The 11,631-nt window shown below is 59.1% G+C and carries 10 protein-coding genes and 1 pseudogene; 8 read left to right on the plus strand and 3 right to left on the minus strand.

From position 1 onward, the window contains the following. The first annotated feature begins 10 nt into the window (after nucleotides 1-10). The 8 genes from maiA to ABLV49_RS20585 all read left to right on the plus strand — a co-directional run bounded on the left by maiA (nucleotide 11) and on the right by ABLV49_RS20585 (nucleotide 9,614). A complete protein-coding gene (maiA, locus tag ABLV49_RS20550; protein WP_349281830.1) occupies nucleotides 11-655 on the plus strand; it encodes a maleylacetoacetate isomerase in 645 nt (214 codons plus the stop codon). A 75-nt stretch (nucleotides 656-730) separates the two neighbouring features. After that, nucleotides 731-958 carry a hypothetical protein gene (locus tag ABLV49_RS20555; RefSeq protein ID WP_349279426.1) on the plus strand — a complete coding sequence of 76 codons (228 nt, stop codon included), beginning with the start codon at nucleotides 731-733 and terminating at the stop codon, nucleotides 956-958. A 9-nt stretch (nucleotides 959-967) separates the two neighbouring features. Continuing rightward, nucleotides 968-1,750 (plus strand): 3-hydroxybutyrate dehydrogenase, encoded by a 783-nt coding sequence (locus tag ABLV49_RS20560; protein ID WP_349279427.1) that lies wholly within the window; start codon nucleotides 968-970, stop codon nucleotides 1,748-1,750. Between the two features lie 9 nt (nucleotides 1,751-1,759). Beyond that, nucleotides 1,760-3,733 carry an acyl CoA:acetate/3-ketoacid CoA transferase gene (locus ABLV49_RS20565; protein WP_349279429.1) on the plus strand — a complete coding sequence of 658 codons (1,974 nt, stop codon included), beginning with the start codon at nucleotides 1,760-1,762 and terminating at the stop codon, nucleotides 3,731-3,733. 551 nt (nucleotides 3,734-4,284) lie between these two features. Continuing rightward, nucleotides 4,285-5,358 carry a helix-turn-helix domain-containing protein gene (locus tag ABLV49_RS20570; protein WP_349279431.1) on the plus strand — a complete coding sequence of 358 codons (1,074 nt, stop codon included), beginning with the start codon at nucleotides 4,285-4,287 and terminating at the stop codon, nucleotides 5,356-5,358. A gap of 127 nt (nucleotides 5,359-5,485) precedes the next feature. Further along, complete coding sequence (locus ABLV49_RS20575) at nucleotides 5,486-6,892, plus strand: aldehyde dehydrogenase family protein (RefSeq protein WP_349279433.1); 1,407 nt, start codon at nucleotides 5,486-5,488, stop codon at nucleotides 6,890-6,892. Nucleotides 6,893-6,961: 69 nt separating this feature from the next. After that, nucleotides 6,962-8,632: a GMC family oxidoreductase gene (locus ABLV49_RS20580; RefSeq protein WP_349279435.1), complete on the plus strand. Its 1,671-nt coding sequence runs from the start codon at nucleotides 6,962-6,964 to the stop codon at nucleotides 8,630-8,632. Nucleotides 8,633-8,756: 124 nt separating this feature from the next. Then, nucleotides 8,757-9,614 (plus strand): transporter, encoded by an 858-nt coding sequence (locus ABLV49_RS20585; protein ID WP_349279437.1) that lies wholly within the window; start codon nucleotides 8,757-8,759, stop codon nucleotides 9,612-9,614. 95 nt (nucleotides 9,615-9,709) lie between these two features. Here ABLV49_RS20585 and ABLV49_RS20590 read toward each other — a convergent pair. From ABLV49_RS20590 to ABLV49_RS20600, 3 genes and pseudogenes are all read right to left on the minus strand, one after another. Next, nucleotides 9,710-10,291 (minus strand): annotated as a pseudogene (locus ABLV49_RS20590) (IS6 family transposase). A 126-nt stretch (nucleotides 10,292-10,417) separates the two neighbouring features. Further along, entirely contained in the window at nucleotides 10,418-11,287 is an 870-nt protein-coding gene (gene asd / locus ABLV49_RS20595) for an archaetidylserine decarboxylase (protein WP_349279438.1), read from the minus strand. A gap of 66 nt (nucleotides 11,288-11,353) precedes the next feature. Further along, nucleotides 11,354-11,542, minus strand: a complete 189-nt coding sequence (locus ABLV49_RS20600; RefSeq protein WP_349279440.1) for a heavy-metal-associated domain-containing protein — start codon at nucleotides 11,540-11,542, stop codon at nucleotides 11,354-11,356. Between the last annotated feature and the right edge of the window lie 89 nt (nucleotides 11,543-11,631).

The raw sequence follows: 11,631 nt of genomic DNA on the forward strand, positions 1-11,631 counted from the left end.
GCCTGCCATGCTGGTGCTCCATACCTACTTTCGCAGCTCGGCCTCGTACCGCGTGCGCATCGCGCTGGCGTTAAAAGGCTTGGCCTACGAGTCTGTTCCCGTGCATCTGGTGCGCGGCGGAGGTGAGCAGCATTCAGCCGCTTTTGCCACGCTCAACCCTGCCGAGCTCGTCCCAGTGCTGGTGGACGGTGAGGTCACGCTCACGCAGTCGCTGCCCATCATTGAATACCTCGACGAGGTGCATCCCGCGCCGGCCTTGCTGCCGCCGGATGCGGCCGGGCGGGCGCGGGTGCGCGCCATCGCCCAGACCATCGCGTGCGAGATTCACCCGCTGAACAACCTGCGCGTCTTGCAGCACCTGGAGGCAACCCTGGGCGCCAGCGCACAGGCCAAAAGCACCTGGTACGCGCACTGGGTGGCGCTGGGCTTTACGGTGGTCGAATCCATGCTCAGCGAAAGCGCGGCCACCGGCCGGTACTGCCATGGCGACACGCCGACGCTGGCCGATTGCTGTCTGGTACCGCAGATCTACAACGCCGAGCGCTTTGGGGTTTCGCTGGCTGCCTACCCGACCCTGCGCCGCATTGGTGAAGCCTGCATGAAGCTGCCAGCCTTTCAGCGCGCCGCGCCAGAGGCCCAGGCCGACGCTGCGTAATGAGCATCTATCCAAGGGAAATACGCGTCACCGATTAAAGATTTAAACGCTGTACAAACAGAAGGTGACTATTGCATGGCCTCATGTTTTGCCAATTATCTTAGCGTAACGACAAGTCCAATCATCGATCAGCACCAGCTGGTCATCGATGCCATTTTGAAGGGCGACAGCACGATGGCTGAGCAAATACGGGTGCACATCCGCTCACCTTTGCGTTTTGCCGACGCCATCGAGCAGCGGTATCCCAAATACCGTGCTGCCGGCACGGGCCTGAAGCGAATGCCATCTGTTCCCTCTCACTGAAAGAAAACCATGACCAAGAAACAAGGCGCCATCGTGACGGGCTCGACCAGCGGCATCGGCCTGGCCATTGCGCAGGCACTGGCGGGCGCCGGCACGAACGTGATGCTCAACGGCTTCGGCAACCCCGAGGCGATCGAAGCGCTGTGCCGGCAACTCGCCGATGAGACCGGTGTGCTGGTAGCCTACAGCGCAGCCGACATGAGTCAGCCAGCCGAGATCGCACAGATGGTGGCGCAGGCCGAGGAAGCTTTCGGCGGCGTGGACATCCTGGTCAACAACGCCGGTGTGCAGCATGTCGCGCCAGTGGATGAGTTCCCCGATGCCAAGTGGGACCAGATCATCGGCATCAACCTGTCGTCGAACTTTCATACCATCAAGGCGGTGCTGCCGGGGATGAAGCGCCGCAACCAGGGACGCATCGTCAACATCGCTTCTGCGCATGGGCTGGTGGCCTCGCCGTTCAAGTCGGCTTACGTTGCAGCCAAGCATGGCGTGGTCGGACTGACCAAGGCCGTGGCCCTGGAGGTGGCCGAGACCGGCATCACCGTGAACGCCGTCTGCCCGGGCTATGTGCGCACACCGCTGGTCGACGCCCAGATCAAGGACCAGGCCAGGGCGCACAACATGCCCGAGGAACGCGTGATCCGCGAAGTGATCCTGGCCTCGCAGCCGAACAAGCGCTTCGTCGAGCTGGAGGAACTGGGCAAGCTGGTATTGTTCCTGTGCTCGGACGCGGCCGCCTCGATCACCGGCGCCGCGCTGCCGATCGAAGGCGGCTGGACAGCACGCTGAGGGCTTGACATGGACCCCCTGCAACCCCGCACCCCCGGCCAGAGCGATCAGGGCAAGATCGTCTCGGCCGCCGACGCCGTCGCGCTGATCCGCGACGGCGACACGGTCGCCACGTCGGGTTTCGTCGGCATCGGCTTTGCCGAGGAGATCGCCATTGCGCTCGAAGAACGCTTCATGGCGAGCGGCGCGCCGCGCCATCTGACCCTGGTCTATGCGGCGGGCCAGGGCGACGGTCACGACAAGGGCTTGAACCACCTGGCGCACGAAGGACTGGTGAGCCGGGTCATTGGCGGGCACTGGGGACTGGTGCCCAAGCTGGGCCGGCTGGCGGTCGAGGGGCGCATCGAGGCCTACAACCTGCCCCAAGGCGTCATCTCCTGCCTGTTTCGCGACATCGCGGGAGGCCGGCCCGGACACCTGAGCCATGTCGGGCTGGGCACCTTCGTCGATCCGCGCCTGGGCGGCGGCAAGGTCAACGCGCGAACCACCGAAGACCTGGTCGAAGTGAGCCACCTGGGCGGCCGCGAAAGCCTGTTCTACAAGGCGTTTCCCATCCACGTCGCCATCATCCGCGCCACCACCGCCGACCCCGACGGCAACCTGACGATGGAGCGCGAGGCCTTGACGCTGGAGAACCTGTCGATCGCCACCGCAGCGCACAACAGTGGAGGCATCGTCATCGCGCAGGTCGAACGGATCACCGAACGCGGCATGCTCAACCCCCGCCAGGTCAAGGTGCCTGGCGTGCTGGTCGATTGCGTCGTCGTCGCCCGTCCCGAGAACCATTGGCAGACCTTCGGCACGGCCTACCATGCCGGCTACAGCGGAGAGATGCGCGTGCCGGCCAGCGACGTCGAAGTCATGGCGCTGGACGCGCGAAAAATCATCGCCCGCCGGGCGGCGCTCGAACTGCAGGCCAACAGCGTGGTCAATCTCGGGATTGGCATGCCCGAAGGCATCGCCAACGTCGCCAACGAAGAAAAAGTCATCGACCTGCTGACCCTGACTGCCGAGCCCGGCGTGATGGGCGGGGTGCCGGCCGGTGGCGCGAACTTCGGCGCCGCCATCAACACCCAGGCCATCATCGACCAGCCCTACCAGTTCGACTTCTACGACGGCGGCGGGCTCGACATCGCCTTCCTCGGGCTGGCGCAGGCCGACATGCAGGGCAACCTCAACGTCAGCAAGTTCGGCCCGCGCCTGGCGGGCGCCGGCGGCTTCATCAACATCAGCCAGAACGCCAAGAAGGTGGTGTTCGTCGGCACCTTCAACGCCGGCAAGCTGCAGTTCGATGTTCGCGGCGGCGCCTTGCACATCGTGCACGACGGCAAGACGGCCAAGTTCGTTCGAGAGGTCGAGCACCGCACGTTCAGCGGCCCTTTGGCGGTTCGGCGCGGTCAGCCGGTGCTCTTCATCACAGAGCGCTGCGTGTTCCGCCTGAGCGAAGCCGGGCTGGAGCTGACGGAGATCGCGCCAGGCATCGACCTGGCGCGCGACGTACTCGCGCAAATGGAATTCGCGCCCATTATCAAGGCGCCGCCGCGACTGATGGACGCGCGCATCTTCAGCCCGGAGCCCATGCGGCTGCGCAATGACATGCTGCGCCTGCCGCTGACGCAGCGCTTCACCTTCGATGCCCAGCAAGGCCTGTTCTTTGCCAATTTCGAAGGCTGGACGGTACGCAGCGAGGCCGACGTGCAGGAGATCAGGGCGCATCTCGAGCAGCGCCTGCAGGCCCTCGGCCGCAAGGTTCCGGCGATCGTCGACTACGACAACTTCACCGTACTGCCCGATGCGCTGGAGGCTTATATCGAAATGGCGCATGAGGTGGCGGCCCGCCACTACAGCCGGGTGTCGCGCTACACGACCAGCGCCTTTCTTCGCAGCAAGCTCGGCGACGCGTTGAGCCGGCGTGGCGTGGCACCCCACATCTTCGAGAGTTCTGATGAGGCAAGGCGACACCTTGGACCTTCAGCGCCCTGATTCCGGGCAGGTGTGCTGTGACGGTACTACCGCCGAATCGAGGATGAATTTCCGCTTGAATATCTGGGCATCCGTTGGTATGCAACGTATCCGTTGAGCTACCGCCATTTGAAGGAAACTTGCCTATCCGGTTTGTTGCCAATGCCACAGCATTTTGGATATTTTCGATTCCCAAGTGGGGGCGGCATCACACGTCTGCCAGCAAAAGTGGCACGAAGCGCCGCTCGTGGGCGCAATTTCCCCATCGTTGTGGGGCAGCGACCCGGCTTGGCAACAAACCGGATAGGCAAGGAAGGAAATAATTGCCAAGAGAGAAGCGTGATTGCCGACTATTCTTCGATCAATCGCTGGTCGACCCAGTTTCTTCCCGTGCTTGACAAAGTCTTTCGCTGGGGGACGGCAATGAGCGGTCAACTTTAGACCAGTTCTATGCGTTGGCAAGAAAAACACATCCCATCTAAAGAAATGGCATTCGTTCCCGCCTGAAACACGTTCATCAGCCGGCAACGCAACAGAACACGCGCGAACGTCATGTGAAAAGGAGACAAGTTTTGAAACTCATTGCGCCTTACGATGCCGATGCCGTAGTGCTTCCTACTTTGGCACTAGCGGAAATTGAATCATGTAACTCAGGCTTCGCCACGTTGGCTAAACCTGCAGTTTGCCCAAAGCCAATCAGTTGGACTTTGGAGGCTCTGAGCCCGCTAATCGACGACGTACTTCCGCTGGAAGTCATGACGGACCGTTTGCTCAAAACCTGCGGTCGATTCGTGGTTGTTCCGATGGATGGGCAGCACTTTGTTCGCGGTGGTACTAAACCTACGCGGCTTTCAGGGCAGGACGCTGTCACCATCAGCCAGAATATCCACCGCATCAGCCGCGACGCGCAGTGCATCAGGCGCGACCCCGGAGAAAATTATTTCCTTATTTTCCAAGATCATGGCCAAGCTGTCATGTGCCAAGAGAGCACACAGTTTCAGATGAATCCAGGGGATGTTGCGCTTATCGACTCGACCAAGCCGTCTGACTTCATTTTTGCAGGACTGCATTCACAGCAGATTTCGGTGCACTTGCCGAGGGAAGAAATGCATCTTCGGTTTGGCTCCAAAATTCAAAGCGGTCTCGGCCTCCTGAAACAAGACGCGTTGGGCCTTGCGATGCGGGCAATTTTGGTAAAGATGCTGGAACCTAAAAACCATGAAAGCGGCCATTTGAAAGAAGCATTCATGGGTGTGTTCGGGTCCTCCCTGTTTGAGCGCAGTGGTCATGGGGTGTCCCCGAGGCTTAGAAGCAATGAGTCCCTGTTGAGCGCCGCGTTACAGCAAATCTCACTGCAGTATCAAGACCCATCATTTAACGCTATGGGCCTGGCTGCAACATTGAATGTGCCCCTGCGGTCCCTTCAGCGCCTGTTTCAGCGCCTGGGAGAAACCCCAAGCCGCCGGATACTCAATGCCCGCCTGAATGCGTCGCATGACCGCCTGAACCTTCAGGTCGGTTCTTTGCATACCCACTACGTCTCCTCTGTCGCCTACAGTTGCGGCTTTAATGACCTGTCATTTTTCTACCGCGAATTTCGCAAAAAGTACGGTGTCACGCCGGGACATATCGTAAACCCTTGCTGACGCTCTAGTCCATCACGAATGACGTTTTGCTCCAAGACGTCAGGGGACCGGAATCCTAAAGTGTGGTCACTCTTCACTGTTGAAGTGCCAGCTACCTTTAAACGATTACCGACACAGAAAGTCCCTGATGTACGTTGCGAAAATGACTATCGGAGGCCGCGCCGTTCCGGGTACCACCACCTTCGAGGTAAAAAATCCATCCACTGGCCAGGTCATCGGCACAGCACCAAATGCGTCAAATTCCGACCTGGACTCGGCAGTTTCCGCCGCGCAAAAAGCGTTCACGAGTTGGTCCAGAAAATCCGATGATGAATTGCAGGCCGCCTGCCTGGCCGTCGCTACAAAAATCAATGCTCACTCCGAAGAGCTTGCGACGCTGATCACCCTGGAGCAGGGAAAACCGCTCAACGGTCTCGGTTCACGCTGGGAAATGGGGGGTGCCGGCGCATGGGCAAACTACACGTCCGGCTTGTCCCTGCCCATGAAGGTTCTGCAGGACAACGGACAAGGCCGGGTGGAACTACACCGCAAGCCGCTCGGCGTTGTGGGCTCGATCACACCATGGAACTTTCCCGTCATGATTGCCATCTGGCACGTCCTGCCGGCGCTTCGAACCGGCAATACCGTAGTGCTCAAGCCCTCGCCGTACACGCCGCTGGCGACCTTGCGTTTGATCGAACTCTTCAATGAAGTCTTGCCTGCCGGCGTGATCAACTGCGTGACGGGTGATGACCACTCGGGCAGCATTGGCGCAGCCATGGCGGCGCATCCCGGTATTCGCAAAATCGTCTTTACCGGCTCCTGTGCGACAGGCCGGAAAGTGATGCAGTCCGCTGCCACGACGATGAAACGCCTGACTCTTGAGCTGGGTGGCAATGACGCTGGAATTGTCCTGCCTGACTGCGATCCCAAAGCCATCGCCGAGGGCCTCTTCTGGGGTAGCTTCATCAACAACGGCCAGACCTGCGCAGCGATGAAGCGGCTCTATGTGCATGAGAGCATTCATGACGATGTTTGCGAACATCTTGTTGCCTTTGCCAAGTCGGTCCCCATGGGCGACGGCATGTCCGAGCAGAACATGCTGGGACCGGTGCAAAACCGCATGCAGTTCGACAAGGTGGCCAGCCTCGTGACCGACGCGCGGAAAAAGGGTGAACTGCTGCTGGGCGGCGAAGCCGGCGACGGGCTGTTCTTCCCGGCGACCATCATTGCAGGCCTGAAGAACGGCGACGCGTTGGTGGACGACGAGCAGTTCGGCCCGGCGTTACCTGTGATCCGTTATCGCGATGTTGAAGAGGTGATCAAGGCCGCCAACGACAGCCAGAACGGCTTGGGGGGATCCGTATGGTCACGCGATATTGAGCATGCCAAGCATGTCGCTGGCCAGATGGAGTGTGGGTCCGTTTGGATCAATAAACATGGCGCCATTCAGCCCAATGCCCCGTTTGGCGGCACGAAATCATCAGGCTTCGGGGTTGAGTTTGCGGAAGAAGGCCTGCAGGAATACACCGCGCAGCAAGTCATTTTTTCCTGATCCAGCAAGGAGACCAGCACTCACCGAACTTTCAAGCCATTCATTTCAGAATTACCCATTGGAGACAAAATGACAAAGCAAGAGCAATCAAAAATCACGAAAAACGAGGCGCCGTTTACACGACGCCGGTTCATCAAGTCTGCAGGCATCGCCAGCGGAACGCTGATGGTCGGCGGCCTCATGGTGGGCGCCAAAATCAATGCTGCAGAAGATAAAAGCGGAAGCTTTGACTACGTCATCGTTGGTGCCGGGTCAGCAGGCTGCGTGCTGGCGAACCGCCTCACCGACAACCCGAAGGTTCGCGTCCTGCTGATCGAAGCGGGAGGTCCAGACAACTCGGAAAAAATATCCACACCGATTCGGCTGATCGAGCTGTGGAAATCTTCCTATGACTGGGCCTACGACACGGCTCCGCAAAAGCATGCCCACAACCGTTCCCTCTTCTGGCCGCGCGGCAAAACATTGGGCGGCAGCAGTTCGCTGAACGGCATGATCTACGTGCGGGGGCATTCCTCGGTGTATGACGGCTGGGCTAAAGCCGGCAACAAAGGCTGGGACTACAAAAGCGTGCTGCCCTACTTCAAGAAATCTGAAGATTACGACCAAGGAGCGAATGAGTTTCACGGCCAGGGCGGCCCCCTGCATGTCACAACCCAATACACACCGCACATCGTGACCAAAGCCATGGTCGATGCTGCAGTGCAGGCTGGTCATCCCTTGAACACGGACCACAACGGAGCTGAGATTCTGGGCGCAGGCTTCAATCATCTGAATACCAAGGATGGCAAGCGCCACAGCACGGCGGTCGCTTTCCTGCGCCCGGCGCTGGACCGGGGTAATTTGTCGGTGATTACCAATGCGCGCGTGCACAAGGTGACTTTCGCGGGAAAACGCTGCAATGGCGTGGTGTATGAACAGGATGGAAAAGTGCACAAGGTTTCGGTGCGCAAGGAAGTGATCCTGAGCGGCGGAACGCTGGAGTCACCCAAGATACTGATGCTTTCCGGGATCGGCGACAGCAAGCAGCTTTCACAGTTCGGGATTCCTGTCGTGCATCATTTGCCAGGTGTTGGAAAGAATTTGCACGACCACACCTTGCTGCCAGTTATCTACGAAGGTAAAAAACCGATTCCCGCGCCTGAAGATCCGACCATCACGGTGCTCCATGGACAGATGTTTGCGAAGTCTGATGACAAGTTGCCCGGCCCCGACATGCAGCCTCTGTTCTTCAATGTGGGGTATTACGTGCCTGGACAGCAAGGCCCGTCCAATGCATTCACCCTTAACGCTGCCGGTGTCACGCCGACAAGCCGGGGCGAACTTCGCCTCACCGGTGCCAAGGTCGATGACCCGCTCCACATCGATCCCAATGTGTTGGCCACGGATTACGACGTCAGAACCTTGGTGACCTGCATCAAGATGATGCGCAAGGTGGCCGATCAGCCAGCACTTGCCGAATGGCGGGGCAGAGAAGTTTATCCGGGACCGGAGAAAACATCCGATCAGGACCTGGCTGACTACTGCCGAAGCGCTGTTGTCTCTTATCACCACCAGGTGGGAACCTGCGCGATGGGCCAGTCGGTCATGTCGGTGGTCAACCATGAACTCAAGGTTCACGGGGTGAGTGGTCTTCGTGTGGTCGATGCTTCGATCATGCCGGCTGTGTCGTCCGGCAACACCAACGCACCGGTGATCATGATTGCGGAGAAGGCCGCTGACATGATCAAAGCGGCTGCGTAGCCGTTACGCGAATTTCCCAGGGCCGGCTGACCGCCGCCCCTGAAGTGACCCCCTTTCGCAGAAAAAATCGAGAGCTGTTTCAGCAAGCCGCGAACCGCCTTTAGCCAAAAATAGTGGAAACAACATGAACACGAAAAACCTCATCAAATTTGCCAGTGCAATCCTGGCTGTTGCCGGATCGGCCGCTGTTCAGGCCGCAGCTGCGCCGGACCCTGGCGATTACACCGCACTCCCGCCAGGGACCGACCTTGCGCTTGTTTATGGACAAAGAATCACTGCCAACGAGGTTTACGCCAATGGCAACAAGGTAGGCTTGCCCAAGGATCTGGACTTGAAGCTGAACCTCGGCCTGTTCAGGTATGTACACTTTACGAAGTTGGGCAACTACACCATTGATCCGCAGATCATCATTCCATACGGCCAGCAGGAAGTCGGGCTAACGGGCCAGAAAAGCACCGGAATCGGCGACATCGTCTTCGGCGCAACCTTGTGGACAATTGCAGATCTTCCGGGTGGTGAGCATCTGGGCTATACGCTCTTCGTCACAGCACCAACAGGTGCCGAAAAGACCAAGGGATTTGCCATCAGCGACAACCGCTGGGCCGCCGATTTCCAGGTGGGCTACATCAAAACCTTCGCACCGAAATGGACGATTGACCTGATCGGTCAGGCGGAGTTTTATCAGGATCGCAGGGACACCAAATCCGAGAAGGACCCCATGGTGCGCGCAATCATCCACCTGCGACACCACCTGAGTGACGCTACCCATCTGGGCGCATCCTTGCGCTACGCGACAGGCGCCAAGGAAACCCTGAATGGCGTCACTTTTGCCGACAAAAAAAATGATACGAATTTGACCCTGACATGGGCATCTTTTGTTACCAAGCAGGTTCAACTTCAGCTGCAGTACGCCAAAGATATTAAGGTGCAGAGCGGTCCAAAGCTACAAACCATAGGTGTCCGCGCACTTTACGCTTTCTGATAGTTCGGCTCGAAGACATGCATGCCTTGGCCGTCAGGGTTCTGTCGCGTTGCCAGTTGATAAACGTGTTTGGGAGAGGAGCAGATGCCAGTTCCTCAAACGGGACGGATTTTTCCTGCCAACGCATAAAACTGGTCGGCAAAAGACAACTCGATACAGCCTTCCAGCAGTAGCTGACCTTTGCGGATCATGTGCATCAATTCGATGCCGGCCAGGACATTTTTGGCGGCTCGAAATGACTTGAAGTTCAGCATCGGTTTGGTGACCCGTTTGATGGCCCGATGACCCTGCTCCACGATGTTGTTGGGATACTTCACTTGTCGCACGATGACCTGTGTTTCACCTCGGGCATTGATCTCATCCATCGCCGCTTTGTTGGCGCCGCTCTTGTCCATCGTGACCTTCTCGGGAACACCTTTGGCCTTCATGGCCTTGTCAAAGAAGCGCATGGATCCGCCAACTCACGCCTACAGGACGCTTGTGCCTGGGGAACACTTTTTCAAGCAAGGGTAGAAACCGGATTGCCCAGCGATTGATCGAAGAGTGGTCTACACACACGCCTCGTTCTTGGCAATCATTTCCTCCAGGTGGCGATAGCTCAACGGATAGGCTGCGTAGCAACGGATACACACCAGAATCACGTCAATTGGAAATCGCATCCCTTTGGTTGCCAGCATCTCGTTTCATACCCGTCGCAAAAAAGAGTTCAGCATAAACGAGCAGACGGTACGACCGCCAATGCGACAGAATCATCAGCGGGTGCATGAGCGTCTTTCTGGATGTTTCCGAACTTTACCCGGTGCTCAGCCCTGCGAACCTGCCGCGTAATCCGCCATCGCCTCGCCCAACCGCACCGCGCGGCCCGGCGCCCAGTCGGGGTTGAAGCGCAGCGGCCCCTTGGGGAACAGCAGCACGACGGTCGAGCCCAGCAAAAACCGGCCCATTTCCTCGCCCTGCTTCAGCACGACTTCGGGCTGGCCAGACGCCGGGTAGCGCCACTCGCGCACCGCCTTGCCGCGCGGCGGATTCACCACGCCGTGCCAGACCGTGGCCATGCTGCCGACAATCGTCGCGCCGACCAGCGCCAGCACGAACGGCCCGCGCGCCGACTCGAACACGCAGACCACGCGTTCGTTGCGCGCAAACAGCCCCGGCACGCCGCGCGCCGTGACCGGGTTGACGGAGAACAGCTCGCCCGGCACGTAAATCATTCGCGTCAGGCGCCCATCGCACGGCATGTGAATGCGGTGGTAGTCCTTGGGGCTGAGGTAGATCGTGGCGAAGCTGCCGTTTTGGTAGTGCGCTGCCAGCGCCGCATCGCCGCCGACCAGCGCGGTGGTGGAATAGTTGTGGCCCTTGGCCTGGAATATCTGGTCGTGCTCAATGGCGCCAAACTGGCTGATCGCGCCATCGACCGGGCAGACCAGCGCGGCCTCGGCCAGCGGCCGCGCGCCGGGCTTGAGCGCGCGGGTGAAAAAGTCGTTGAAGGTGAGGTAGCTGGCGATGTCTGAGTCGAGCGCTTCTTCCATGTTGACCCGGTATTTGGCGACAAAGCGGCGGATGATTTCGGTGGTCACCCAGCCGCGTTCACGCGACGCGACAAAACCGGCGAAGTGAGTGAGCGCCTGCTTGGGCAACAGGTATTGGGGCAAAACAGCAAGACGGTCGGACACAGGCGCTCAAGGAAGTAGAAGGAGGAATCATTCTATAGAGGCGGCCCTGGCCCCGATGCGCCGCCCTCAGTGCGTCGGATAACCCGCCTCGGTCAATGCGTCTGCAACGGTTTGCCGGTCTTGCGTGGTCTGGACCGTGACCTTTTTAGCCGGCAGGTCAATGTTGACCGTCGCGCCGGCATCGAGCTGCTTGACGGTCTTGGTGATGACGCCGGCGCAGTGGCCGCAGCTCATGTCGGGAATCTCGAATTCCATGAAGTCTCCTTGAAAGGTGAAAAGATGAGGACGGCCTGCAGTCTGAACCTTCCCACGGTGGCAAAGTCAACAGGGTTTGCACAAATCCC

Source organism: Polaromonas hydrogenivorans (assembly GCF_040105105.1).
Taxonomy (GTDB): domain Bacteria; phylum Pseudomonadota; class Gammaproteobacteria; order Burkholderiales; family Burkholderiaceae_C; genus Polaromonas; species Polaromonas hydrogenivorans.